The organism is Serratia sp. ID 25-353 (assembly GCF_054792795.1).
The window spans coordinates 3,424,238-3,449,211 of the sequence record NZ_CM139236.1 but is presented as its reverse complement, the minus strand read 5'-3'; the positions used below and the strand labels follow the sequence as shown (position 1 = coordinate 3,449,211).

The window sequence follows — 24,974 nt, the reverse complement described above, 5'->3', positions numbered from 1 at the left end:
CGCCGTTACTCCGCCGCATTGTCGAAGCGGAAGACTTCCTGACACACTTCAACCAGCGTTGCGTTTTCGCTGCTGCACAGCCGGCTCCAGCGGGTCAGCCCCTCGGCGTTCGATTTGGGGGTTAGTGCCACCGCCAGCCCCTGCAGCGTTTGGGTGCCGGTCAGCGTGATCACGCCTTTGACGACTTTCACCCCGCTGACGTAACGCGACGTGCCGCCGGTGGGAATGCCTTTGCTGCCGGCCTCACAGCCGGTGGGTGCGCCCTCGTCCAGCACGCACAGCTCGACCGCCAGTTTATACGGCGCCATGGTTTGCAGCATGTCGGTCATCGCCGCTTTCTGGATGTAGCGTTGGTAGGCGGGAATGCCGATAGCGCTGAGGATGGCGATGATGGCGATCACCACCATCAGTTCTATCAGGGTAAAGCCGCGTTGCGTTTCCATGCGTTATTTCCTCCATTGGGTGTGGAAGACAACGGTAGCGGCTTGCTCGGGGGCACGGCGAGGGGCTTTTGCGCGTTTCTCGGCGCGCTTCCATCAGTAATGATGTCGTTTGCAGCGGTGAAAAAAACGATGCGAGGGGGTTCGCAATTTTTCGGTGACGCCCCCGACAGCGGCCGGGGGCGAGGGGATCATTTGAAGCGCATTGACAGATCGAGTGCAGTGATGTGCTTGGTCAGTGCGCCGACCGATATGTAATCTACGCCGGTCTCGGCAAAGGTGCGCAGCGTCTCGCTGGTGACGTTGCCGGACACTTCCAACTGGGCGCGCCCTTGGGTTTGGGCGACCGCCTGGCGCATCATCTCGACGCTGAAGTTGTCCAGCATGATGATGTCGGCACCGGCGTCCAGCGCCTGCTGCAGTTCATCGAGCGATTCGACTTCCACTTCCACCGGCACATCGGCGTGCAGCCAGAAGGCTTTTTCCACCGCGTTCTTGATAGAGCCGGAGGCGATGATGTGGTTTTCCTTGATCAGGAAGGCGTCGGACAGCCCCAGCCGGTGGTTGCTGCCGCCCCCGCACAGCACGGCGTATTTCAGCGCGGTGCGCAGACCGGGCAAGGTCTTGCGGGTATCGAGCAGGCGAGTCCGGGTGCCTTCCAGCAGGGCCACGTAGCGGCTGACCTCGGTCGCCACGCCGGAGAGCGTCTGCACGAAGTTCAGCGCGGTGCGCTCGCCGGTCAGCATCACCCGCGCGGGGCCGTGCAGCCGGCAGAGCGGTTGGTTCGGCGTCAGACGGTCGCCGTCCGCCACCAGCCACTCCACCTGCACCTGGTTGCCCAACTGAATAAAGACTTCGTTCAACCAGCGGCGGCCGCAGAACACGCCGGCTTCGCGGGTGATGACGGTGGCTTCGGCCTGCTTGTCCGCCGGTAACAATTGCGCGGTAATATCGCGCCCGGCGTCGACTTCACCCCCCAAGTCTTCGCGCAGCGCCTGGGCGACGGCATAGGGAATATCACTTTCAATTCGTTCAAGAAGCTCGGTGCGGCGACTGTCGGCACTGTAGCGGCGTGTCGGCATGGAAAACTCCGAAATGGACGGTTAGATCGTAGGGGAACATGCTACTCTGTTGCAGGAATAAGTACCACCGTAGAGAGGTGTCTGATGCAGTTGGAAAATGGCTGGATTGTCGGGGTGACGCGAGTGCTCTCGCCGCACTGCGATCGGCGCCCGGATGACGAGCCCCCCTCGCTGCTGGTCATCCACAACATCAGCCTGCCGCCCGGCGAGTTCGGCGGCCCCTATATCGACCAGCTGTTTACCGGCACGCTCGATCCCGCGCAGCACCCCTATTTCGCCGAGATCCATCAGCTACGGGTGTCGGCGCACTGTCTGATCCGCCGCGACGGGGAGATCGTGCAGTATGTGCCCTTCGACCAACGCGCCTGGCACGCGGGCGTTTCTCTGTATCAGGGGCGCGATCGGTGCAACGATTTCTCCATCGGCATCGAGCTGGAAGGCACCGATCTGTTGCCTTACACCGAGGCGCAATACCACAGGTTGCAGGCGGTCACCGCGCTGCTGGCCGAACGTTATCCGCCGCTGGTGGCCAATATCGCCGGGCATTGCGATATCGCTCCCGGCCGCAAGACCGATCCCGGACCGGCGTTCGATTGGGATCGCTATCTGGCATCTCTGGAACAACGCGGCGCGCCCGCCGACGCTATGCTTGAGACAAGAAAAAGGGAGAGGAATCGCTAATGACGCTGTTTACGCTGTTGCTGGTTTTGGCCTGGGAGCGCCTGTTTAAGCTGGGAGAACACTGGCAGCTGGATCACCGTCTCGAAGTGGTGTTTCAGCGGCTGCATCGGGTTTCGCTGGCGCAGACGCTGGCGATGACCACCGCCTGGATGGTGATCGTCTGGGGCGTTCTGTGGCTGTCGCACGGGTTGTTCTTCGGCGTGGTGACGCTGCTGCTGTGGATCGTCATCGACCTGCTGTGCGTCGGCGCCGGCATCAAGCGCAAACACTACCGCGCCTACCTGAAAGCGGCGCGGCAGGGCGATACCCACGCCAGCGATCAGATGGCGGAAGAGCTGGCGTTGATCCACGGTTTGCCGGTGGACTGCAGCGAAGAGCTGCGCCTGCGCGAGCTGCAAAACGCGCTGCTGTGGATCAACTTCCGCTATTACCTGGCGCCGCTGTTCTGGTTCGTGGTCTTTGGGCCTTACGGGCCGATCGCGTTGGCGGGGTATGCCTTCCTGCGCGCCTATCAAACCTGGCTGGCGCGCCACAATACGCCGCTGGAGCGTTCGCAATCGGGCATCGATCACCTGCTGAACTGGCTGGACTGGATCCCGGTGCGTTTGGCCGGGGTGGCCTATGCGCTGTTCGGCCACGGCGAGCGTGCGCTGCCGGCCTGGTTCGCCTCGCTGGGGGATCGGCATTCGTCGTCGTATCAGGTGTTGACGCGGCTGGCGCAGTTCTCGCTGGCGCGCGATCCGCATATGGATCCGGTGCAAACGCCGCGGGCGGCGGTGACGCTGGCGCGCAAGGTGACGATGATCATCGTGGTGGTAGTGGCGCTGTTGACCATTTACGGCACGCTGCTTTAAGCGGCTGCGAAAAACAAAACGGGCGCCGAGGCGCCCGTTTTTTTGGCCATTCGGCCGGGATTACAGCTTGGCGAAGCAGCGACGCGCGGCGTCGATGGTGCGCTGAATGTCTTCCTTGCTGTGCGCCACGGACATGAAGCCCGCTTCGAAGGCGGACGGCGCCAGATACACCCCTTCCTCCAGCATCAGGTGGAAGAAGCGCTTGAAGCGTTCCACGTCGCACTGCATCACGTCCTGATAGCAGGTCACTGTCGGCGCGTCGGTGAAGAACAGGCCGAACATGCCGCCGACGTTGTTGACCACCAGCGGGATATTCTCTTCCTGCGCCGCATGCAGCAGGCCTGCGGCCAGCATTTCGGTCAGTTCGGTCAGCGTCTGGTGCACGCCTACCTGTGATACTTCGGTCAGGCAGGCATAGCCCGCCGCCATGGCGATCGGGTTGCCGGACAGGGTGCCCGCCTGGTAGACCGGGCCGGTCGGCGCCAGCGCGTCCATCACGTCGCGGCGGCCGCCGAAGGCGCCCACCGGCATGCCGCCGCCGATGATTTTGCCCAGACAGGTCAGATCCGGCTCGACGCCGTAATAGGACTGTGCGCCGGCCAGCGCCACGCGGAAGCCGGTCATCACTTCATCGATGATCAAGAGCGCGCCGTACTTGTCGCACAGGGCGCGCAGGCCCGGCAGGAATTCCGGCAGCGGCGGCACGCAGTTCATGTTGCCGGCAACCGGCTCGACGATGATACAGGCGATCTCGGACGGGTACTGCTCGAAGGCGGCACGCACCGAATCCAGGTCGTTATAGGTGCAGGTCAGGGTGTGCTTGGCGAAGTCGGCCGGCACGCCCGGTGAGTTCGGCTGGCCGAGGGTCAGCGCGCCGGAACCGGCTTTCACCAGCAGGCAGTCGGCGTGGCCGTGGTAGCAGCCTTCGAACTTGATGATTTTGTCGCGGTTGGTGTAGCCGCGCGCCAGGCGGATGGCGCTCATGGTGGCTTCGGTGCCCGAGTTCACCATGCGCACCATATCCATCGTCGGCACCAGTTCGGTGACCAACTGCGCCATTTTGACTTCCATCTCGGTCGGTGCGCCGAAGCTCAGGCCGCGCTGCGCCGCTTCAATCACCGCGTCGCGGATCGCCGGGTGGTTATGCCCCAGCACCATCGGCCCCCAGGAACCGACATAGTCGATATAGGCCTTGCCGTCGGCATCGAACAGGTAAGCCCCGTCTGCCCGCTCGATAAACAGCGGCACACCGCCTACGCCGGTGAATGCACGCACCGGAGAGTTCACCCCACCGGGGATCAACTGTTGCGCCTGGGCGTACAGACTTTCGGACTTGCTGTGTAGGCTCATAAATCGGCTCCTGGATTCTCTTTTGAATGATTTGACCGCGCTATTCTAGAGGAGAGCGCCGCGTTATGAAACGATCACAGTCAGATACCATTAACGGCAGCGCCCGCCACCGGGTTGGGGTAGAATAACCGTCTTGCCTATTTGTATTACAAATTACCTGACGAATTACTCGCGATGACGGAATCACAATCACAGCCAGTCGGGACGTTGAGCCCGCGTCTTAGCCGCAGCGATGCGGTGCGTCAGTTTATTCGCCGCGATAAGACCCCGGTGGCGATCCTGGTGATGGCCGCGCTGGTGGGGACGCTGGCCGGTTTGCTCGGCGTGGCCTTCGATAAGGCGGTGGAGTGGGTGCAGCAGCAGCGGCTGGCTTCACTGGCGCAGGTCGCCGATTCCTGGATCCTGGTGTGGCCGCTGGCGTTTATCCTGTCCGCCGCGCTGGCGGCGCTGGGTTATTACCTGGTGCGGCGCTTTGCGCCTGAGGCGGGCGGCTCGGGTATTCCGGAGATCGAAGGCGCGCTGGAGGAGCTGCGGCCAGTGCGCTGGTGGCGCGTGATCCCGGTGAAATTCATCGGCGGCATGGGCACGCTGGGGGCGGGCATGGTGCTGGGGCGCGAAGGGCCCACGGTGCAAATGGGCGGCAACGTCGGGCGCATGGTATTGGACGTGCTGCGCATTCGCGGCGCCGAGGCGCGTCATACGCTGCTGGCGACCGGGGCCGCCGCCGGGCTGTCCGCCGCGTTCAACGCGCCGCTGGCCGGCATCTTGTTCATCATCGAAGAGATGCGGCCGCAGTTCCGCTACAACCTGATCTCGATTAAAGCGGTGTTTATCGGCGTTATCATGTCGAGCGTGGTGTTCCAGCTGTTTAACGGCCAGGGCTCGGTGATCGCGGTCGATAAACTTTCTTCGGCGCCCATTAATACCCTGTGGCTCTATCTGGTGCTGGGGGCGATATTCGGCGCGGTGGGCGTGGGATTCAACGCGCTGATCTTCCGCACTCAGGATATGTTTGCGCGCCTGCACGGCGGCAGAATGCGCAATGTCTTGCTGATGGGCGGGCTGCTCGGCGGCGTGTGCGGTATTCTGGGGCTGATCCAGCCGGAGGCGGCGGGTGGCGGCTTTGGGCTGATCCCCATCGCCGCGGCGGGCAATTACAGCGTCGGCATGTTGATGTTCATCTTTATCACCCGCATCTTCACTACGCTGCTGTGCTTCGGCTCCGGCGCGCCGGGCGGCATCTTCGCGCCGATGCTGGCGCTGGGCACGCTGTTCGGCACCGCTTTTGGGCTGGCGGGGGCGCACCTGTTCCCGCAGTACGGCATCGAGGCGGGCACCTTCGCCATCGCCGGCATGGGGGCGCTGTTCGCCGCCACGGTGCGCGCCCCGCTGACCGGTATCGTGCTGGTGCTGGAAATGACCGACAACTACCAACTGATTTTACCGATGATCATCACCTGCCTCGGCGCTACGGTGGTGGCGCAGCTGCTCGGCGGCAAGCCGCTGTATTCGTCGATCCTGGCCCGCACGCTGCAAAGACAGGAGGCGCAGCTGGCGCGGGAAGCGGCGGAGAAAACAGGTAAGGAAAATACAACAAATGCGGTGAATACTTGAACGCAACACTCAGGTATCGGATAATCGTTAATATTAATCAGGCAGCCATAGTCGCGATCTGATGCTGAACAATGTTGGGAGTAAAGAGTATGAGTGATCAAACGGCACTGCCCCTGCAATTTACCGAGGCAGCAGCAAGCAAGGTTAAGTTCCTGATTGCTGACGAAGAAAATCCGAACCTGAAGTTGCGGGTTTACATTACCGGCGGCGGCTGCAGCGGATTCCAGTACGGCTTCACTTTTGACGACAAGGTCAACGATGGCGACATGACCATCGAGAAGCAGGGCGTGGCGCTGGTGGTCGATCCGATGAGCCTACAGTATCTGGTCGGCGGTTCGGTGGATTACACCGAAGGGCTGGAAGGGTCGCGCTTCGTGGTGACCAACCCGAATGCCAAAACCACCTGCGGTTGTGGTTCGTCGTTCAGCATCTGAGTTTGCCAGTCAGAATATCAACCCGCTCGCCTTACGGCCGGCGGGTTTTTTTATGCCTACCATTCCACGAGGATCACTTCCGCACCGTTCTCCTGTGCCGGTGGGCTGTGGATGATGTTCGGCTGCGCCGTCGCGTGGCTGCATTCGGCCTGTGGGATGTCGGCCTCGAGACGCACGGCGCATTGCGGTTCAATGGTCAGGGTAACGCCGATCTGGCCGCTGACGGCATCGGCATACGCGGTGCCACTCAGCAGGGCACCACAGCAGGCAAGCAGCATTTTTTTCATCATTGCGGGAATAGTCATCCGTAAGCCATCTTGTGATGACTTATCGGCAAAAAGTTAAAAAGTTTTAACAGCGCGGGGAGGGGATTAACCTGCGGATAACAGAATTTTACATCGTCGCTACGCTATTTTTCGGACGAAAATAATATCACCAAACCCGTTTTTAGTCTAATAAATCACCAGGTGCGGCGTTGCCAAGCGTCGCCCCACAGGGCGACGGCTCAGCGTTCGAGAATAAAGGCGGGCAGTTTGAGGTGCCAGCGGATGGCCGCCAGTCGAATGACCAGGGTGATGATCATGCCCAGCATCATGGCCTGTTGCAGCGGCATGCTGAAGGTGTAAAACGCCGTGGCGTGCACGATGCCGCCGATGATGCAGGCGGTGGCGTAAATTTCGGTGCGCAGGATCATCGGGATCTCGCGCGCCAGCACGTCGCGGATAATGCCGCCGCCGACGCCGGTGATCACCCCCATGCAGATTGCCACCAGCGGGCCGGTGCCGGCTGCGAAGGCCTTGTTGACGCCGATGCCGACGAACACCGCCAGCCCGACGGCGTCCAGCACCGGCAGCACCCACTGCGGCAGACGGCGCGGCTGGCGCACCAGCAGCAGCGTCAAGACGCAGGTGATCATCGCCACCACCAGATCGGTGGGATCCTTGACCCAGAACACCGGGCCGTTGGCCAGCGCCATGTCGCGGATGGTGCCGCCGCCGACCGCGGTGACCACGCCCAATACCAGCACGCCGAACGGATCCATGCGCAACTTGCCGGCCAGCAGTACGCCGGAGATGGCGAACACCGCCGTACCGAGAATATCCAACCAGAACACCAGCATCAGCGGATCTCCGCCAGCTGGCGGCACAGCTGCTGCGCCGCCAACAGGATGCGCGGCCCGCCGCGGTTGAACCAGTCTTCGTTCAGCGCGATCACCGGCACCTGCAGCTGCGGCGCCCAGAAGGCTTTCACATTGGCGGCTTCTTTCGCGCCGCCGGTGATGACGATGGCCTGCGGCTGGCGCGCCAACACCTGCTCGCGGCTGATTTGTGGCCAAGGGGTGCGGCTGTCGGCGAAGACGTTCTGCCCGCCGCACAGCGCCAGCACCTGGCTTTGCAATGTGGCGCCGGCGCTGGTGAACAGCGGCTGGGTGCCGAACTGCAGCAGCACGCGCCGCGATGGGTTAGCGGCATACTGTTGTTTGAGAGCGGCGAACTGGCGGCGAAGGCCTTCCGCCGCCTGATGCGCCTGCTCCGGGTGCGGGCTGTATTGCGCCAGCTTGTCCAGCAAGCCGGCGATCCCTTCGAGATTATCGGCGTCCGCATAGAAGATCGGGATGCCGAACGCGGCGAGCTGATCCAGCACGCGCTGTGGATTGCCGCCGCGCCAGGCGAGGATCAGGTCCGGCTTGAGCGCCAGCACCCGCTCCAGATTGATGCCCTGCCAGGAGGCCACCTGCTCCAGCTTGGCGGCCTGCGGCGGATAATCGGAATAGGCGCTCGCCGCCACCAGCACATCGCCCATGCCGGCGGCATAGGCGAGTTCGGTCGCGTTGGGCGCCAGGCTGATCACCCGCTGAGCGGCGCCGGCCGGCATGGCCAGCCAGAGCGCCAACAGACAGAGCATCGAGGTGAAGCGCAGCCTCACATCAACCGCGCTTGGCCAGGGTTTGCAGCATGGCGTTGACCATCAGCGTAGACTGCTTGGCCGCTACCACCAGGAACTCGTCAAAGCTCATGTGCGATTCGCTGTCGGCGACGTCGGAAATGGCGCGCACCACCACGAACGGCGTGCCGAACAGATGGCAGACGTGGGCGATCGCCGCGGCTTCCATTTCCACGGCGGCGACGCGCGGGAAGGTCGCGCGGATGCGCGCCAGCGGTTCGGCGCCATTGATGAAGGCGTCACCGCTGCAGATCAGGCCGCGCACCGCGTGCAGATCCAGCTGTTTGATGCAGCCTTCCGCCAACGCGATCAGCGCGTCGTCGGCGACGAACGCCGCCGGGCAGCCGGCCATCTGGCCCGGCTCGTAGCCGAAAGCGGTGACGTCGGCGTCGTGGTAGCGCACTTCTTCCGACACCACGATATCGCCCACGCGCAGCGTGCTGGCCAGGCCGCCGGCGGAACCGGTGTTGATCACCAAGTCCGGGCTGCAGTGTTCCAGCAGCAGAGTGGTGCCCATGGCCGCCGAGACTTTACCGATGCCGGATTTCAGCAGGGCCACGTCAACGCCGCCAATTTGGCCGGTGTAGATTTCGCAGCCTGCGCGCTGGATAGTTTGACGGTTTTCGATTTGATCGCGCAGCAGGGTGACTTCCTGCTCCATTGCGCCGATGATGCCTACTTTCATAAATAACACTCGCTGATTGGCCGTGAGAATTGCGGCATAGTCTATCATGGCTGTGTATGAGAGATAATGCGTTGCATCCGCTGCCGGGAATTGTTATCACGGGGGCAGGGCGCAACGGCGGAGAAACAGATGTCCGGGATCGACTTCAAGCAAAAAATCAGCTTCCAACGGCCTTTCAGCAAACCGATCGAGGCCGAGGAAGAGTACGACATCGTGCGGCAGTTCGAGAGCGATCGCGGGCGCATCGTCAACTCGGCCGCCATTCGCCGTCTGCAGCAAAAAACCCAGGTGTTTCCGCTGGAGCGCAACGCGGCGGTGCGCAGCCGCCTGACGCACTCGATGGAGGTGCAGCAGGTTGGGCGCCACATCGCCAAAGAGATCCTCAACCGCTTCAAACAGGCGGGGAGAATTGATGAGCTCGGCCTGACCCGGCTGCTCGATCCGTTTGAAAGCATCGTGGAAATGGCCTGCCTGATGCACGACATCGGCAATCCGCCGTTCGGTCACTTCGGCGAGTCGGCGATCAACGACTGGTTCGCCCAACGGCTCGATCCCGCCAGCTGCGGCAGCGAGCCGGGCAGCCACGATCGCTGCCTGGTGGCGACGCTGCGCCTGCATGAGGGGGAGAGCGATCTGAACCGGCTGCGCAGCCGGATCCGTCAGGATCTCAGCCACTTCGAGGGCAATGCCCAGGCGATCCGCATGGTGTACAGCCTGCTCAAGCTCAACCTGACCTATGCGCAGGTCGGCTGCATTTTGAAATACACCCGCCCGGCCTACTGGGCGAGCGACATCCCCGCCAGCCACAGTTACCTGATGAAAAAGCCCGGCTACTATCTGGCGGAAGAGGCCTTCGTCGATCGGCTGCGGCGCGAGCTGCACATGGGCGAGTTCGATCGTTTCCCGCTGACCTATATCATGGAGGCCGCCGACGATATCTCGTACTGCGTGGCCGATCTGGAAGACGCGGTGGAGAAGAGCATTTTCACCGTCGAGCAGCTGTATCAGCACCTGATTCAGGAGTGGGGCGAGGTGGTGCCGGGCGATCTGTTCGACAAGACCGTCGCCAGCGCGTTTCGCAAGATCGATCGCGGCGGCGCGCGGCGCAGCGCGGAAGATCAGTTCTTCATGTATCTGCGGGTGTTTACCGTGGCGCGGCTGGTGCCGCACGCGGCGCAACGCTTTATCGACAATCTGGACGCGGTCTATCAGGGCAGTTTCAATCAGGCGCTGCTGGAGGACTCCAGCCCGGCGTACCAGCTGCTGAAAATATTTAAAAATGTGGCGTTCAAGCACGTGTTCAACCACCCGGAGGTCGAGCAGCTCGAGCTGCAAGGCTACCGGGTGATCAGCGGCCTGCTGGACATTTACAGCCCGCTGTTGGCGATGTCGCTGGCGGACTTCAGCCAGCTGGTGCGCGAGGACAGTCATCGCGCTTACCCGATCGAAACGCGCCTGTTCCACAAGCTGTCCACCAAGCATCGGCTGGCGTATGCGGAGGCGGTAGAGGGGCTGCAGCATTTATCGCCGGAGCAGCAAGCCATTCGGGAATATTATTTCCGCGCGCGTTTATTGCAGGACTATATCAGCGGAATGACCGACCTTTACGCCTATGATGAATATCGTCGATTGATGGCGGCGGAATAATTGATCTGAAGAATAATTTCAGCAATTCCAACCGGTTGGCTGTCTCGAGTTTTGTAAAGACGGACAATATTTGTTTACTATTGCCAATCATCTGTGCCGGAACTTCGGGCTATTAATTAACTCTGAATAAGCACGCAAGACAATCATTCTTTTTGAACGACTTTATAAGAGACACACAGATGAAAAAAACCGCATTAGTTCTGAGCGCACTGGCATTCAGTATCGGTATGGCGATGGGCCCGGTCACGGCCAGCGCCGCTGAAACCGCCTCATCCAGCACCCAACAGCTGCCGAGCCTGGCGCCGATGCTGGAAAAGGTAATGCCTTCCGTGGTGAGCATTAACGTTGAGGGTAGCACCACGGTCAATACGCCGCGCATGCCGCAGCAGTTCCAACAGTTCTTCGGCGAAGATTCGCCGTTCTGTCAGGACGGTTCGCCGTTCCAGGGCTCGCCGATGTGTCAGGGCGGCGAACAGCCTGGGCCGGATGGCCAGCCGCAGGGCACGCAGCAGAAATTCCAGGCGCTGGGCGCCGGGGTGGTCATCGATGCTGCCAAGGGCTACGTGGTGACCAATAACCACGTGGTGGACAATGCCAACAAGATCCAGGTGCAGCTGAGCGACGGCCGACGTTTCGACGCCAAGGTGATCGGCAAGGATCCGCGTTCCGATATCGCGCTGATCCAGTTGAAAGACTTCAAGAACCTGACGGCGATCAAGATGGCGGATTCCGATCAGCTTCGCGTCGGCGATTACACCGTGGCGATCGGCAACCCGTATGGGCTGGGTGAAACCGCCACCTCGGGCATCGTATCCGCCCTGGGGCGCAGCGGCCTGAACATCGAAAACTACGAAAACTTTATCCAGACCGATGCGGCGATCAACCGCGGTAACTCCGGCGGTGCGCTGGTTAATCTGAACGGCGAGCTGATCGGCATCAACACCGCGATCCTGGCGCCGGACGGCGGTAACATCGGTATCGGCTTCGCCATTCCGAGCAACATGGTGAAAAACCTGACGGCGCAAATGGTCGAATATGGCCAGGTGAAACGCGGCGAGCTGGGCATCATGGGCACTGAGCTGAACTCTGAGCTGGCCAAGGCGATGAAGGTCGACGCGCAGCGCGGGGCCTTTGTCAGCCAGGTGATGCCGAAGTCTTCCGCGGCGAAAGCGGGCATTAAAGCCGGCGACGTGATCGTCACCATGAACGGCAAGGCCATTTCCAGCTTTGCCTCGTTCCGGGCGGAGATCGGTACATTGCCGGTCGGCAGCAAGATGTCGCTGGGCATTATTCGCGACGGCAAGCCGGTAACGATTGACGTCACGCTGGAGCAAAGCGCGCAGACCCAGGTGGCCTCGGGCAATATCTACACCGGCATCGAAGGCGCCGAGCTGAGCAACACCCAGGTCGGCAACGTGAAGGGCGTCAAGGTCGACAGCGTGAAAGCCGGCAGCGCCGCGGCGCGTATCGGCCTGAAAAAGGGCGATGTGATCCTGGGCGTGAACCAGCAGCCGATCCAGAACCTGGGCGAGCTGCGTAAAATCCTCGACAGCAAGCCGTCGGTGCTGGCGTTGAATATTCAGCGCGGCGAGAGCCAGCTGTACCTGCTGGCGCAGTGATAAGCGTCAGGCGTTAAAAAACAAAGGCACGCTGCGGCGTGCCTTTTTGCGTTATGGCCTGAGGATTCAGGCGGGTTGCGCCAGATGCGCGCGCGCCGCGTGGATCACCAGTTCAATCTCATCCAACAGCTCCAGCCACTCCGGCTCCAGTTCGTCGTTGGTGATGCCCTGGCGCAGCTGCCGCTCGAGGTAGAAACACAGCTGCTTGAGGCGTGGCACGCCGCTGTAACTGCAACTGCCGTGCAGCTTATGGATCAAATCGAGGATCTCGTCGTCATGCTGGCCGTCGAGCAGCGCCTGTACCCGCTCGCGCACCTGCGGCAGGAAATCGAGCAGCATTTGCAGCAAATCGCGCGCCAGGTCCGGTTTGTTGGCCGCCTGACGCAGCGCCAGCGGCCAGTCGAGCGACAGCGGCGTGTCGTCGGCGATGGCGTTTTCCACGTCGCCGCTGTGGTAGCGCGACAGCACGCGGGTCAGCATTTTTTCGTCGATCGGTTTGGCCAGATAGTCGTCCATCCCGGCCTGCAGCAGGTGCTCGCGCTCGCCGCTGGCGGCATGGGCGGTAACGGCGACGATCGGCGTGGAGTTGTGATGCGGCAACTGGCGGATCAGCTCGCTGGCGTGAATGCCGTCCATCTTCGGCATCTGAATGTCCATCAGGATCAGATCCAGCACGTTGTCGCGCGCCAGCGCCAGCGCTTCCTCGCCGCTCTCGCACAGCAGGGTTTTTTCTACCTGTTCCCCCAGCAGTGTGCCGATCAGCTTCAGGTTGGCCGGGTTGTCGTCAACCGCCATCACCGTCAGCGGCAGGCGTTTACGCTCAGGCTGCGCGGTGAGGCGCGCCGGCGCCTCCATCCTCAATAGCGGGAACAACCGGGTGCTGGTGATCGGCTTGATCAGGCAGCCGAGTGCGCCTTGTTGCTTGAGCAGCTCGGCATCGATCTGCGCCTGGCACGGCAGCGCCAGAATCACCCGATCGGCCAGCTTCAGCGAGGCCAGCAATTTGTCCTCGTGCTGCGCCATGTTGGCGCGGAACGGGATGGGCACGCCGGCCAGCAGGAAGTCATAATGGCCTGGCGGCAGTTGGGCCAGCGTCGGCGAATGGGTGATCACCAACTGCGTAACGCTGAGCATGTTGAGCGTCGCCTGCGCCGCCGTCGGATTGGATTCGACGTAGGCCAGCGTTTTGCCGTTCAGATCCGGCAGGCTCGGCGCCAGCGACAGCATGCCCTCGTTCAGATCCAGCGTGATGTGGAACCAGAAGGTCGAGCCGCGGTTCAACTGGCTGTGGAAGCAGATATCGCCCCCCATCTCCTTCACCAGTTTTTGCGTGATCACCAGCCCCAGCCCGGTGCCGCCGTGGCGGCGGGAGATGCTGGCGTCCGCCTGACGAAACGCTTGGAACAGCTGCGACTGCTGGCGTTCGGAGATGCCGATGCCGGTGTCGTGGATCTGCACCTCCACTTCCACCCGGCGATCCAGCTGTTTGCGCAGCTCGACGCGAATGTCGATATTGCCGGTTTCGGTGAACTTGATGGCATTGCCCAGCAGGTTGGTGATGATTTGCTGCAGGCGCAGCGAGTCGCCGATCACTTGCTCCGGCACGTCGTTGTGCACATCCAGCGTGAGCTCCAGCCCCTTATCGTGGGCGCTGGGCGCCAGCAGCACCACCACTTCGTCCAGCGTTTCACGCAGGGCGAACGGAATATGCTCCAGCACCAGCTTGCCGGCCTCCAGCTTGGAGAAGTCCAGCACGTCGTTGATGATGGTCAGCAGGTTGTTGGCCGAGCGTTCGATGGTCTGCAAATAATCGGTCTGGGTCGCGCTCAGATCGGTTTTCAGCATCTGGCGGGTGAAGCCAATCACGCCGTTGAGCGGAGTACGCAGCTCGTGCGACATGTTGGCCAGGAATTCGGACTTGATGCGCGCTGCCTCCTGCGCGCGTTTCTTCGCCAGATCCAGCTCGACGTTCTGGATCTCCATCTGCTCCAGCGTTTCACGCAGGTCGGAGGTGGCCTGATCGATGTTCTGCTGCATCTCTTCGTGATAGGCGGTGAGCGACATCGCCATCGAGTTGATGCCGTTCTTCAGCATGTGCAGCTCGCCGAGCATGTAGCCCTCCACGCGGCTGTCGAGCTGACCGCGGCGGATGCGGTCGACGGTGTTCACCATGTTGCGGATCGGACCGGTCACGTCGCGCATCAGGCGGTAAGCGAACAGGATGGCGATGCACATGCACAGCAACAGCAGCAGGGTGGAGACGAACACCTCTTTGTATTGCTGTAGCCGCACCGACTGCAGATCCAGCTCGATCGCCACATAGCCCAGGTTGTTGTCGGGATGGCTGCCGCCGTCGGCGGTTTCATCCGGATACTGGCTTTCCGACAGGATCGGCGTGCGCAGGATCAGCGAATCGCCGCGTCGGGTGAGCATCAGTTCGGTGGGCAACGGCACGCCTTTCGGCAACTGCAGCTGAGCGAAGTTGTGGTGATAATTGGAGGTGACGAACAGGTTGTTCTGCGCATCGAACACGGTGATCGAACGCACGATGTCCGAATGGCGGCGGTGCAACAGACTGACCAATTGCCTGACCGATTCGCGGCTGCGGAACGTCATGCCGTACTCGCTGGCCACCGCCAGCGGCTCGATGATGCTGGCGCCGGCGTCGACCAATTGCTCCTGCAGCTCGTTATAGCGGTGCACGACGAAGAAGGTGCTGAGCAGCAAACCAATCAGCAAGGTCGGGGCCAGAATCAGGATCATCATGCGCGCACGCAGGCTGTATTTGGTCATGGGATTCCAATGTGGGAGAATTGACAGCTGACACTAGCTTAATGAACCAGCACACAATCGACAAATATGGCGCAATTCTACTCTCCCAAACGCCGCGTGACGACCCGGCAGAGCTCACAAATCTTCACCGTGACGGTGAGCGATCTCGATCCTTTCGGCCAGGGCGTGGCGCGCCACGACGGCAAAGCGGTGTTCGTGCCGGGCGTATTGCCGGGCGAGCAGGCGGAAATCCAGCTGACCGAAGACAAGCGCCAGTTCGCCAAAGGCAAGCTCAAGCGTTTGCTGAGCCGCAGCCCGCAACGGGTGGCTCCGCGCTGCCCGCATTTTGGCGTGTGCGGCGGTTGCCAGCAGCAGCATGCGGATGAGGGGCTGCAACAGCAGAGCAAGGCAGCGGCGCTGGTGCGCATGATCGCCCGCGAAACCGGGGTGACCCCGCAGCAGGAGCCGGTGATCGCCGGCCCGGAATACGGCTATCGCCGCCGTGCCCGCCTGAGCCTGGCGTGGCAGCCCAAGCTGCAGCGCCTGATGATGGGCTTTCGGCAGGCGGCCTCCAGCGAGCTGGTGGCGGTGGATCACTGCCCGGTGCTGCGGCCGGAGCTGGAACAGCTGCTGGCGCCGGTGCGCGCCTGTCTGAGCGGGCTGCAGGCGGTCCGGCGGCTGGGGCATGTGGAGCTGGTGCTGGCGGACAACGGCCCGCTGCTGGTGCTGCGCCATCTCGACGCGCTGAAAGAGGCGGATCGGCAGGCGCTGTTGGCGTTTGGCGAGCGGGAAAACGTCGCCGTTTATCTGGCACCGGACAGCGATCGCGTGGAGAAACTGTGCGGTGACACGCCGTATTATCAGGTTGACGGGCTACGCTTAGACTTCAGTCCGCGCGACTTTATTCAGGTCAATGACGCCGTAAACCAACAAATGGTGGCGCAGGCCCTTGAATGGCTCGATATTCAACCCAATGATCGGGTGCTGGACCTGTTCTGCGGCATGGGTAACTTCACCCTGCCGTTGGCGCGCCGCGCCGCTGCGGTGGTGGGCATCGAAGGTGTTGCCACGCTGGTAGCGAATGGGCAATATAATGCACATAAGAATAAGCTGAATAATGCGTCGTTCTTCCACGAGAATCTGGAGGACGACGTTGCGCGGCAACCTTGGGCAGCACAAGGGTTTGATAAGGTGATGCTGGATCCCGCCCGCGCCGGTGCGGCCGGGGTGATGTCACACATTGTAAAACTGGCGCCGGCGCGGGTGGTGTATGTTTCCTGTAACCCCACCACGCTGGCTCGCGACAGCAAAGTGCTGTTGAGCGCCGGTTATCGTCTTGCGCGCGTGCGGATGTTGGATATGTTTCCGCACACGGGGCATCTTGAATCAATGGCGCTGTTTATCAACGAGCGCGCGCCAGAGGTCGCTGCAAAGTAGGGAGAAGTTATGGTTGCGGTAAGAAGTGCACATCTGAATACGGCGGGTGAGTTCGCTCTCGATGAGTGGATAGCCGGCTTGGGGCTACCTAACCCGCAGTCATGTGAGCGATTGGCCGCAACCTGGCGTTATTGTGAGCAGCAGACCCAGAATCACCCCGACGCCTCGCTGCTGCTGTGGCGAGGTCTGGAGATGGTGGAAATCCTCTCGACGCTGAGCATGGACAACGACAGCATGCGCGCTGCGCTGCTGTTCCCGCTGGTGGACGCCGGCATCGTGCAGGAAGAGACCCTGACCGAAGCGTTCGGCAACGGCATCGTCGCGCTGGTGCACGGCGTGCGCGACATGGACGCCATTCGCCAACTGAAAGCCACCCAAAACGACTCGATGGCCTCCGAACAGGTCGACAACGTGCGCCGCATGCTGTTGGCGATGGTGGAGGATTTCCGCTGCGTGGTCATCAAGCTGGCGGAGCGCATCGCTCACCTGCGCGAGGTGAAAGACGCGCCGGAAGACGAACGCGTGCTGGCGGCGAAAGAGTGTTCCAACATCTACGCCCCGCTGGCCAACCGGCTCGGCATCGGCCAACTGAAGTGGGAGCTGGAAGATTTCTGCTTCCGCTACCTGCATCCGGAAGAATACAAGCGCATCGCCAAGCTGTTGCATGAGCGCCGCATCGATCGCGAACAGTTCATCGACGACTTCGTCGCCGGGCTGCGCGCCGAAATGGCCAGCGAAGGCATTCGGGTGGAGATCTACGGCCGGCCGAAACACATCTACAGCATCTGGCGCAAGATGCAGAAAAAACATCTGGCGTTCGACGAACTGTTCGACGTGCGCGCGGTGCGCATCGTGGCGGAGCGCCTGCAGGATTGCTACGCGGCGTTGGGCATCGTGCATACCCACTTCCGCCATTTGCCGGACGAGTTCGACGACTACGTCGCCAACCCGAAACCCAACGGCTACCAGTCGATCCACACCGTGGTGCTGGGGCCGCGCGGCAAAACCGTCGAGATTCAGATCCGCACCCGGCAAATGCATGAAGACGCCGAGCTGGGCGTGGCCGCGCACTGGAAGTACAAAGAGGGCGCAGGCGTAACCGTGCGCTCCGGCTACGAAGAACGCATCGCCTGGCTGCGTAAGCTCATCGCCTGGCAGGAAGAGATGGCGGACTCGGGCGAGATGCTCGACGAAGTGCGCAGCCAGGTGTTCGACGATCGGGTCTATGTGTTTACGCCAAAAGGCGACGTGGTGGATCTGCCGGCCGGCTCCACGCCGCTCGATTTCGCTTACCACATTCACAGCGACGTCGGTCACCGCTGTATCGGCGCCAAGATCGGCGGCCGCATCGTGCCGTTTACCTATCAGCTGAAGATGGGCGATCAGATTGAGATCATCACCCAGAAACAGCCAAACCCGAGCCGCGACTGGCTGAACCCGAACCTGGGCTACGTGACTACCAGCCGCGGGCGCTCGAAGATCCACAACTGGTTCCGCAAGCAGGACCGCGACAAGAACATTCTCGCCGGCCGCCAGATGTTGGACAACGAACTGGAACACCTCGGCATCAGCCTGAAAGAGGCTGAGAAGCTGTTGATCCCGCGCTACAATATGAACTCGCTGGACGAGGTATTGGCGGCGATCGGCGGTGGGGACATTCGCCTGAACCAGATGGTGAATTACCTGCAGGGCAAGTTCAACAAGCCGAGCGCCGAAGAGCAGGATCGCGAGGCGCTGCGCCAGCTGGTGCAGCAGAAAGCGCCGCCGCCGACCCGCAACAAGGATAACGGCCGAGTGGTAGTGGAGGGCGTGGGCAACCTGATGCACCATATCGCCCGCTGCTGCCAGCCGATCCCGGGTGACGACATCGTCGGCTTTATCACCCAGGGGCGCGGCATCTCGATCCACCGTGCGGACTGCGATCAGCTGGTCGATTTGCAATCGCATGCGCCGGAACGCATCGTCGATGCGGTGTGGGGCGAAAGCTACTCCAGCGGTTATTCGTTAGTGGTGCGCGTGATGGCCAACGATCGCAGCGGGTTGCTGCGTGACATTACCACCATTTTGGCCAACGAAAAGGTCAACGTGCTGGGCGTCGCCAGCCGCAGCGACACCAAGAAGCAGCTGGCCACCATCGACATGGATATCGAAATCTACAACCAGCAGGTGCTGAGCCGGGTGCTGGCGAAGCTGAACCAGCTGCCGGACGTGATAGACGCCAAGCGTCTGCACGGTAACTAAGCCCACATCGCCTTTCGGGCCGTATCGATAGCGGATGCGGCCCGAAATCCATGAATTCGGCGGGCGCTCCCCTGCGCCCCCATGCTTTCTCAGAGATTTTTTATGACCCAATCCACTCCGCTGCAGCGCCTGCTGAACATCATGAAAACGCTGCGCGACCCGCAGATCGGCTGCTCGTGGGACCGCAAGCAAACTTTCTCCACCATTGCGCCTTATACGTTGGAAGAGACTTACGAAGTGCTGGACGCCATCGAGCGGCAGGACTACGCCGATCTGCGCGACGAGCTGGGCGACTTGCTGTTTCAGGTGGTGTTCTACGCCCAGATGGGGCAGGAACAGGGGCTATTCGATTTCGATGAGGTGTGCACCGCTATCAGCGACAAGCTGGAGCGCCGTCACCCGCACATCTTCGGCGATGCCGAGGGCGGAGACAGCGAAGCCGTGGCGGCGCGCTGGGAGCAGCTGAAGGCCGGCGAGCGCGCCGAAAAAGAGTTGCACTCGGTGCTGGACGACATTCCGCAGGCGCTGCCGGCGTTGATGAAAGCGCACAAGATCCAAAAACGCTGCGCCTCGGTCGGCTTCGACTGGAACACCCTGGGCCCGGTGCTGGATAAAGTGTACGAAGAGATCGACGAAGTGATGCACGAAGCCCGCCAGGCGGTGGTCGACGAGAGCAAGCTGGAGGAGGAGATCGGCGATCTGCTGTTCGCCACGGTGAACCTGTCGCGCCATTTAGGCCACAAGGCAGAGAACGCGCTGCAGGCGGCGAACCGCAAGTTCGAGCGCCGTTTCCGCCAGGTGGAAGCGATCGTAAAGCAAAACGGGCTGCGGCTTGAAGACGCCACGCTGGAGCAGATGGAAGAGGCCTGGCAGCAGGTGAAACGTCAGGAAAGTTGAATCGCCGCGACAATGTTGATCGCCGACAAGGTTCGCCCGAGCTGAAACGGTTAAGCTTTCAGTCAGGTCAGAGGCGCATGGCTGCCGGCGGCAGAAAAAGGGCAACAAACTGAAATCTAAGGCGTTTTATCGCTCCTGAGGGGCGGTAAAAAGAAATTTTCTCAGCTAACTCTTTGTTTTATATGGAGGGTTTATGCGGCGCCGGTGGAGTAAACCCTGATGAACACGGGAGGGCGGCCGAGATGATGGACAGCAAAACGATCGTTTGTAGGTCAGGAGAGGTTCGGGTATACTACTTTCCCGTCTTGGTTCTTCCATCGTCTTTAAACCTAAACTCTCAGGTTCAGCATGACAACTAATTATATTTTTGTGACCGGCGGGGTCGTATCCTCTCTGGGTAAAGGCATTGCCGCAGCCTCTTTGGCGGCTATTCTTGAAGCCCGTGGCCTCAACGTTACCATCATGAAACTGGACCCGTACATCAACGTGGATCCGGGCACCATGAGCCCGATTCAGCATGGGGAAGTTTTCGTCACCGAAGACGGCGCAGAAACCGATCTGGATTTGGGTCACTACGAGCGCTTCATCCGCACCAAAATGTCGCGTCGCAACAACTTCACCACCGGCCGCATCTACTCCGACGTGCTGCGTAAAGAACGCCGCGGCGACTATCTGGGCGCGACCGTGCAGGTCATTCCGCACATCACCAACGCGATCAAAGAGCGCATCATCGAAGGCGGCGAAGGCCACGATGTGGTACTGGTGGAAATCGGCGGCACCGTCGGCGATATCGAATCGCTGCCGTTCCTCGAAGCCATCCGTCAGATGGCGGTGGAAGTGGGCCGTGAGCACACCCTGTACATGCACCTGACGCTGGTGCCGTACATGGCGGCGGCCGGCGAAGTGAAAACCAAGCCGACCCAGCATTCCGTAAAAGAGCTGCTTTCCATCGGTATTCAGCCGGATGTGCTGATTTGCCGTTCCGATCGCGCGGTTCCTGCTAACGAACGCGCTAAAATCGCGCTTTTCTGCAACGTGCCGGAAAAAGCGGTTATCTCTCTGAAAGACGTTGATTCTATTTATAAAATTCCAGGCCTATTGAAATCTCAGGGGCTGGACGATTATATTTGTAAACGATTCAGCTTGAACGCACCGGAAGCCAACCTGGCCGAATGGGAACAGGTGATCTACGAAGAAGCCAATCCGGGCGGCGAAGTGACCATCGGTATGGTCGGCAAATACGTTGAGCTGCCGGACGCCTACAAGTCGGTGATCGAAGCGCTGAAGCACGGTGGGCTGAAAAACCGTCTGACCGTGAACATCAAGCTGATCGATTCGCAGGACGTGGAAACCCGCGGCGTGGAAGTGCTGAAAGGGCTGGACGCGATCCTGATCCCGGGCGGCTTCGGCTACCGCGGCGTGGAAGGCAAAGTGATGACCGCACGCTATGCGCGCGAGAACAACATTCCTTACCTGGGCATTTGCCTGGGCATGCAGGTGGCGTTGATGGAGTTCGCTCGCAACGTGGCGGGCATGGAGAACGCCAACTCCACCGAGTTTATGCCAGACTGTAAGTACCCGGTGGTGGCGTTGATCACCGAATGGCGCGACGAAGAAGGCAACGTCGAAGTACGTAGCGAAGAAAGCGATTTGGGCGGCACGATGCGCGTAGGTGGCCAACAATGCAACCTGAGCGACAACAGCCTGGTGCGCCAGCTGTACGGCGAACCGACCATTGTCGAGCGTCATCGTCACCGTTACGAAGTTAACAACATGCTGTTGAAGCAGATCGAAGCCGCAGGGCTGCGTGTCGCCGGTCGTTCCGCCGACAACAAGCTGGTCGAGATCATTGAACTGCCGAATCACCCGTGGTTTGTAGCCTGTCAGTTCCACCCGGAATTTACGTCTACGCCGCGTGATGGGCATCCGCTGTTCGCCGGCTTCGTGAAAGCCGCAGGCGAGCATCAGAAGCGCCAGGTGAAATAAAATATTTGGTAGGCGGCGCGCGGTGAGAACCGCGCGCTGTTTGTCTGGAGTTTTAGTTTAACTTGTACTGAGGAAAACCTAATGTCCAAAATCGTTAAAGTCATCGGTCGTGAAATCATCGACTCCCGCGGTAACCCGACTGTTGAAGCCGAAGTTCATCTGGAAGGCGGTTTCGTCGGCCTGGCTGCTGCGCCGTCAGGTGCTTCTACCGGTTCCCGCGAAGCGCTGGAACTGCGTGACGGTGACAAGTCTCGTTTCCTGGGTAAAGGCGTACTGAAAGCCGTTGCTGCAGTAAACGGTCCGATTGCTCAGGCAGTACTGGGTAAAGATGCCAAAGACCAGGCGAACATCGACAAGATCATGATCGATCTGGACGGCACCGAAAACAAATCCAACTTCGGCGCCAACGCCATTCTGGCGGTTTCCCTGGCAGCAGCGAAAGCGGCCGCAGCCTCTAAAGGCATGCCGCTGTACGAGCACATCGCTGAACTGAACGGCACCCCAGGCAAATTCTCCATGCCACTGCCGATGATGAACATCATCAACGGCGGCGAGCACGCTGACAACAACGTCGATATTCAGGAATTCATGATTCAGCCGGTTGGCGCGAAAACCCTGAAAGAAGCGGTGCGCATCGGTTCTGAAGTGTTCCACCACCTGGCGAAAGTTCTGAAAGCCAAAGGCATGAACACCGCCGTGGGCGACGAAGGCGGCTACGCGCCAAACCTGGGTTCCAACGCCGAAGCGCTGGCGGTTATCGCTGAAGCGGTAAAAGCGGCGGGCTACGAGCTGGGCAAAGACGTGACTCTGGCGATGGACTGTGCGGCTTCCGAATTCTACAAAGACGGTAAATACGTACTGGCCGGCGAAGGCAACAAAGCCTTCACTTCCGAAGAGTTCACTCACTTCCTGGAAGCGCTGACCAAACAGTACCCAATCGTGTCTATCGAAGATGGCCTGGATGAATCCGACTGGGCGGGCTTCGCTTACCAGACCAAAGTTCTGGGCGACAAAATCCAGCTGGTGGGCGACGATCTGTTCGTTACCAACACCAAGATCCTGAAAGAAGGCATCGAGAAAGGCATTGCCAACTCCATCCTGATCAAATTCAACCAGATCGGTTCTCTGACCGAAACTCTGGCGGCTATCAAGATGGCGAAAGATGCGGGTTACACTGCGGTGATTTCTCACCGTTCCGGTGAGACCGAAGACGCGACCATCGCCGACCTGGCGGTAGGGACTGCGGCTGGCCAGATCAAAACCGGTTCCATGAGCCGTTCTGACCGCGTTGCCAAATACAACCAACTGATCCGTATTGAAGAAGCGCTGGGTGACCGTGCGCCGTTCAACGGCCTGAAAGAAGTTAAAGGCCAATAATTTCGACCGATTCGGTTGTTAAATAAAAACCCGCTGCGGCGGGTTTTTTTATGTTTTAAATTCGTGATAATTGTTAGTTTAATAATAAGTTTTTTATTGAAAGCGTGATCTTATTTAACTCGATAATTTTATTAAGGATAGTAACTGCGTTTATTTTATATTCCTATTTTATTTGCTTTATAATTATTCGTTACTAGACTGCCAATGAGGCAGTTTATTTCTCGCTGTGCTGCCGTAGACCTCTATCATCACAATACGTTAATACTGCCGGCTTGCTGGCCGGTTGAGCGAGGGCTTGATGCGACAGCGAATAATCATTGTCGGCGGCGGAACCGGCGGCACCATCCTGGCGAATCTATTGGCGGCAAAATTACATCGGGAAATCATTAATAATAAAGTCGAGTTATTAATGATATCGGATTCGCCGCTGCATTATTACAAGCCGGCGTTTATGTATGTGGCGTTCAATGCTTTTTTCAAACAGGAACTCACGCGCTCACAGCGGAGTTTATTGCGGCCTGAAATACAGTTTATTGTTGATAAAGTGGAATCTTTCGATTTAAAACAGCGAAGTATAGCGACGCAAAGCGGTAAACTTTATTCCTATGATTTTCTGGTCTTTGCTACCGGCTGTGTCCCCTGGCCGGAGCGCATCGAAGGGCTGGCGCACGCAGGCGATCATTTCTACCAGTATCAGGCCGCCAGGCGGTTGGCGCATAAACTGGCGACCATAGAAAAAGGACGTATCTTTATCACTGTTTCTTTCCCTGAAACGCCCAATGTGCCCCACCAGTGCGGCATTGCACCGATTGAAACCACGCTGATGTTGGACGATTACCTGCGGCGGCGCGGTGTGCGTAAGGCGGTGGAGATCGTTTATACCTATCCCACCATTTCCCAACTGCTGCGCAACTGCCTGTTTTTGCAGCGCCCGACCGGCGAAGCACTGCCCGCCATTTTTGCCGCGCGCGATATCCGTCACCAGCGCGGTTTTACGCTCAGCCGGGTGGATGCACAGCGCAACATTGCCTATTCCGCCGAGGGGGAGGAGCAGTCGTTTGACATCCTGATGGCGACGCCACCTATCCGGGCGGTGGAGGCGGTGCGCAACACCGGTCTGAGCGATATTCAAAACGGTGAGGGCTGGCTGCCGACCGATCACCAAACGCTACAGGTGTACGGCCAACAGGGCGTATACGTGATCGGCGACACCGTGGATCTGCCGGTCAGCAAAGCAGGCGGTTCTTGCCACAACCAGGCGCCGGTGATTGCCGACAACATCGTGGCGGAAATACGGCTGGGGCAAACGGTCAGCCATTACGACGGCAAGGTGCAGGCGATCGCGCAAATGGGGCTGCATGCCGGCATGCCGCTGGTCTACGACTACCGTCATGATGTACTGCCGACTCCGGCTACCAAGGTGGGGGGCATGCTGCGCAACGGCGTTAATCGCGGCCTTTACTGGGCCACGGTAAGGGGGTTGATATGACGGAAGGCTCGATGCATGGCGACGAACTCCAATCGCTGGCGGGGTTGCTGGCAAAACTGCGGCCGCTGCTGGCCGGTGGGCGGTTGGACAACGTGGTCGATCTGCTGTCGTTATTGTCGGATGTAGTGGATATCGCCGACAACGCGCTGGTAGAGAAACTGGCCGGCGTGTTTGAAGGGCTGGTTACGGTCGGTTGGGAGGGAGGGACTGCGTTGAAGATGGCGCACAGCGAGCTGCAATTGAACCCGCCGCCCGCCAATTTTCGTGCGGCTTACGCCTTGCTGAAGCATCCGGACACCTTGCTGGGCGTCATGCTGCTGCTGCGTACTCTGCAAATCATCGGCCGGCGCACGCAGGACAGCGCGTTGCCGCCGTCGCTCCAGGATGAGCCATCGAATTAAGCTTTCCCACTCAGGTAAGGAGTT

At 60.3% G+C, this 24,974-nt stretch carries 21 protein-coding genes; 13 read left to right on the top strand and 8 right to left on the bottom strand.

All coding sequences use genetic code 11. The features are described 5' to 3' along the window. Positions 1-5: 5 nt before the first annotated feature. Positions 6-443 carry a prepilin peptidase-dependent pilin gene (gene ppdD, locus ACYF6X_RS16725; protein WP_149558883.1) on the bottom strand — a complete coding sequence of 146 codons (438 nt, stop codon included), beginning with the start codon at positions 441-443 and terminating at the stop codon, positions 6-8. A gap of 188 nt (positions 444-631) precedes the next feature. After that, complete coding sequence (nadC, locus tag ACYF6X_RS16720) at positions 632-1,522, bottom strand: carboxylating nicotinate-nucleotide diphosphorylase (RefSeq protein ID WP_063991397.1); 891 nt, start codon at positions 1,520-1,522, stop codon at positions 632-634. A gap of 84 nt (positions 1,523-1,606) precedes the next feature. Here nadC and ampD point away from each other — a divergent pair, with 84 nt between their 5' ends. After that, positions 1,607-2,203, top strand: coding sequence for a 1,6-anhydro-N-acetylmuramyl-L-alanine amidase AmpD (gene ampD / locus ACYF6X_RS16715; protein ID WP_063991396.1), 597 nt, complete (start codon positions 1,607-1,609; stop codon positions 2,201-2,203). Beyond that, positions 2,203-3,057 (top strand): beta-lactamase regulator AmpE, encoded by an 855-nt coding sequence (gene ampE, locus ACYF6X_RS16710; RefSeq protein WP_041033292.1) that lies wholly within the window; start codon positions 2,203-2,205, stop codon positions 3,055-3,057. Before ampD ends, ampE begins: the two co-directional genes overlap by 1 nt. Before the next feature lie 60 nt (positions 3,058-3,117). On the opposite strand, the gene hemL is transcribed toward ampE, so the two are convergent. After that, on the bottom strand, positions 3,118-4,407 hold the full coding sequence (hemL, locus tag ACYF6X_RS16705) for a glutamate-1-semialdehyde 2,1-aminomutase (RefSeq protein WP_049272773.1): 1,290 nt from the start codon (positions 4,405-4,407) through the stop codon (positions 3,118-3,120). A 174-nt stretch (positions 4,408-4,581) separates the two neighbouring features. Here hemL and clcA point away from each other — a divergent pair, with 174 nt between their 5' ends. Both clcA and erpA read left to right on the top strand, forming a co-directional pair. Beyond that, positions 4,582-6,021: a H(+)/Cl(-) exchange transporter ClcA gene (gene clcA / locus ACYF6X_RS16700; protein ID WP_033637129.1), complete on the top strand. Its 1,440-nt coding sequence runs from the start codon at positions 4,582-4,584 to the stop codon at positions 6,019-6,021. An 89-nt stretch (positions 6,022-6,110) separates the two neighbouring features. Further along, positions 6,111-6,455, top strand: a complete 345-nt coding sequence (gene erpA, locus ACYF6X_RS16695; RefSeq protein ID WP_033649222.1) for an iron-sulfur cluster insertion protein ErpA — start codon at positions 6,111-6,113, stop codon at positions 6,453-6,455. A gap of 56 nt (positions 6,456-6,511) precedes the next feature. Here the strand turns inward: erpA and ACYF6X_RS16690 are convergent, their stop codons facing one another. The 4 genes from ACYF6X_RS16690 to mtnN all read right to left on the bottom strand — a co-directional run bounded on the left by ACYF6X_RS16690 (position 6,512) and on the right by mtnN (position 9,084). Continuing rightward, positions 6,512-6,760, bottom strand: coding sequence for a hypothetical protein (locus tag ACYF6X_RS16690; RefSeq protein ID WP_130018495.1), 249 nt, complete (start codon positions 6,758-6,760; stop codon positions 6,512-6,514). A 200-nt stretch (positions 6,761-6,960) separates the two neighbouring features. Continuing rightward, entirely contained in the window at positions 6,961-7,575 is a 615-nt protein-coding gene (locus ACYF6X_RS16685; RefSeq protein WP_063991394.1) for a TRIC cation channel family protein, read from the bottom strand. Continuing rightward, positions 7,575-8,360 (bottom strand): vitamin B12 ABC transporter substrate-binding protein BtuF, encoded by a 786-nt coding sequence (btuF, locus tag ACYF6X_RS16680; RefSeq protein ID WP_107226808.1) that lies wholly within the window; start codon positions 8,358-8,360, stop codon positions 7,575-7,577. The genes ACYF6X_RS16685 and btuF overlap by 1 nt, the downstream gene beginning before the upstream one ends. 22 nt (positions 8,361-8,382) lie before the next feature. Next, entirely contained in the window at positions 8,383-9,084 is a 702-nt protein-coding gene (mtnN, locus tag ACYF6X_RS16675) for a 5'-methylthioadenosine/S-adenosylhomocysteine nucleosidase (protein ID WP_063991393.1), read from the bottom strand. Between the two features lie 129 nt (positions 9,085-9,213). Here mtnN and dgt point away from each other — a divergent pair, with 129 nt between their 5' ends. Then, positions 9,214-10,731 carry a dGTPase gene (dgt, locus tag ACYF6X_RS16670; protein ID WP_130018496.1) on the top strand — a complete coding sequence of 506 codons (1,518 nt, stop codon included), beginning with the start codon at positions 9,214-9,216 and terminating at the stop codon, positions 10,729-10,731. A gap of 179 nt (positions 10,732-10,910) precedes the next feature. After that, entirely contained in the window at positions 10,911-12,350 is a 1,440-nt protein-coding gene (degP, locus tag ACYF6X_RS16665) for a serine endoprotease DegP (RefSeq protein ID WP_033637134.1), read from the top strand. 66 nt (positions 12,351-12,416) lie between these two features. Here the strand turns inward: degP and barA are convergent, their stop codons facing one another. Next, complete coding sequence (gene barA / locus ACYF6X_RS16660; protein WP_063991391.1) at positions 12,417-15,143, bottom strand: two-component sensor histidine kinase BarA; 2,727 nt, start codon at positions 15,141-15,143, stop codon at positions 12,417-12,419. 66 nt (positions 15,144-15,209) lie between these two features. Here barA and rlmD point away from each other — a divergent pair, with 66 nt between their 5' ends. The 7 genes from rlmD (at position 15,210) to ACYF6X_RS16625 (ending at position 24,950) form a co-directional block, all read left to right on the top strand. Then, positions 15,210-16,559, top strand: a complete 1,350-nt coding sequence (rlmD, locus tag ACYF6X_RS16655; RefSeq protein ID WP_107226768.1) for a 23S rRNA (uracil(1939)-C(5))-methyltransferase RlmD — start codon at positions 15,210-15,212, stop codon at positions 16,557-16,559. Between the two features lie 9 nt (positions 16,560-16,568). Further along, positions 16,569-18,800: a GTP diphosphokinase gene (relA, locus tag ACYF6X_RS16650; protein ID WP_107226769.1), complete on the top strand. Its 2,232-nt coding sequence runs from the start codon at positions 16,569-16,571 to the stop codon at positions 18,798-18,800. Between the two features lie 102 nt (positions 18,801-18,902). Continuing rightward, positions 18,903-19,697, top strand: a complete 795-nt coding sequence (mazG, locus tag ACYF6X_RS16645; protein ID WP_063991388.1) for a nucleoside triphosphate pyrophosphohydrolase — start codon at positions 18,903-18,905, stop codon at positions 19,695-19,697. A 348-nt stretch (positions 19,698-20,045) separates the two neighbouring features. Further along, the gene (gene pyrG / locus ACYF6X_RS16640; RefSeq protein WP_063991387.1) at positions 20,046-21,683 is read left to right on the top strand and encodes a glutamine hydrolyzing CTP synthase; all 1,638 of its coding nucleotides are present in this window, start codon (positions 20,046-20,048) and stop codon (positions 21,681-21,683) included. 81 nt (positions 21,684-21,764) lie between these two features. Further along, positions 21,765-23,060 carry a phosphopyruvate hydratase gene (gene eno, locus ACYF6X_RS16635; protein ID WP_130018497.1) on the top strand — a complete coding sequence of 432 codons (1,296 nt, stop codon included), beginning with the start codon at positions 21,765-21,767 and terminating at the stop codon, positions 23,058-23,060. Between the two features lie 298 nt (positions 23,061-23,358). Then, positions 23,359-24,549: an NAD(P)/FAD-dependent oxidoreductase gene (locus tag ACYF6X_RS16630; protein WP_130018519.1), complete on the top strand. Its 1,191-nt coding sequence runs from the start codon at positions 23,359-23,361 to the stop codon at positions 24,547-24,549. After that, positions 24,546-24,950, top strand: a complete 405-nt coding sequence (locus ACYF6X_RS16625; protein WP_130018498.1) for a helical membrane plugin domain-containing protein — start codon at positions 24,546-24,548, stop codon at positions 24,948-24,950. The genes ACYF6X_RS16630 and ACYF6X_RS16625 overlap by 4 nt, the downstream gene beginning before the upstream one ends. The last annotated feature ends 24 nt before the right edge of the window (positions 24,951-24,974 follow it).

Bases quoted from the DNA above. Each gene is read 5' to 3' on its own strand.
- clcA (WP_033637129.1), top strand. From the start codon at position 4,582: ATGACGGAATCACAATCACAGCCAGTCGGGACGTTGAGCCCGCGTCTT.
- eno (WP_130018497.1), top strand. From the start codon at position 21,765: ATGTCCAAAATCGTTAAAGTCATCGGTCGTGAAATCATCGACTCCCGC.
- barA (WP_063991391.1), bottom strand. From the start codon at position 15,143: ATGACCAAATACAGCCTGCGTGCGCGCATGATGATCCTGATTCTGGCC.
- ACYF6X_RS16690 (WP_130018495.1), bottom strand. From the start codon at position 6,760: ATGACTATTCCCGCAATGATGAAAAAAATGCTGCTTGCCTGCTGTGGT.
- hemL (WP_049272773.1), bottom strand. From the start codon at position 4,407: ATGAGCCTACACAGCAAGTCCGAAAGTCTGTACGCCCAGGCGCAACAG.
- pyrG (WP_063991387.1), top strand. From the start codon at position 20,046: ATGACAACTAATTATATTTTTGTGACCGGCGGGGTCGTATCCTCTCTG.
- relA (WP_107226769.1), top strand. From the start codon at position 16,569: ATGGTTGCGGTAAGAAGTGCACATCTGAATACGGCGGGTGAGTTCGCT.
- ppdD (WP_149558883.1), bottom strand. From the start codon at position 443: ATGGAAACGCAACGCGGCTTTACCCTGATAGAACTGATGGTGGTGATC.
- btuF (WP_107226808.1), bottom strand. From the start codon at position 8,360: ATGCTCTGTCTGTTGGCGCTCTGGCTGGCCATGCCGGCCGGCGCCGCT.
- ampD (WP_063991396.1), top strand. From the start codon at position 1,607: ATGCAGTTGGAAAATGGCTGGATTGTCGGGGTGACGCGAGTGCTCTCG.
- degP (WP_033637134.1), top strand. From the start codon at position 10,911: ATGAAAAAAACCGCATTAGTTCTGAGCGCACTGGCATTCAGTATCGGT.
- ampE (WP_041033292.1), top strand. From the start codon at position 2,203: ATGACGCTGTTTACGCTGTTGCTGGTTTTGGCCTGGGAGCGCCTGTTT.
- nadC (WP_063991397.1), bottom strand. From the start codon at position 1,522: ATGCCGACACGCCGCTACAGTGCCGACAGTCGCCGCACCGAGCTTCTT.
- dgt (WP_130018496.1), top strand. From the start codon at position 9,214: ATGTCCGGGATCGACTTCAAGCAAAAAATCAGCTTCCAACGGCCTTTC.
- mazG (WP_063991388.1), top strand. From the start codon at position 18,903: ATGACCCAATCCACTCCGCTGCAGCGCCTGCTGAACATCATGAAAACG.
- erpA (WP_033649222.1), top strand. From the start codon at position 6,111: ATGAGTGATCAAACGGCACTGCCCCTGCAATTTACCGAGGCAGCAGCA.
- rlmD (WP_107226768.1), top strand. From the start codon at position 15,210: ATGGCGCAATTCTACTCTCCCAAACGCCGCGTGACGACCCGGCAGAGC.
- ACYF6X_RS16630 (WP_130018519.1), top strand. From the start codon at position 23,359: ATGCGACAGCGAATAATCATTGTCGGCGGCGGAACCGGCGGCACCATC.
- mtnN (WP_063991393.1), bottom strand. From the start codon at position 9,084: ATGAAAGTAGGCATCATCGGCGCAATGGAGCAGGAAGTCACCCTGCTG.
- ACYF6X_RS16685 (WP_063991394.1), bottom strand. From the start codon at position 7,575: ATGCTGGTGTTCTGGTTGGATATTCTCGGTACGGCGGTGTTCGCCATC.
- ACYF6X_RS16625 (WP_130018498.1), top strand. From the start codon at position 24,546: ATGACGGAAGGCTCGATGCATGGCGACGAACTCCAATCGCTGGCGGGG.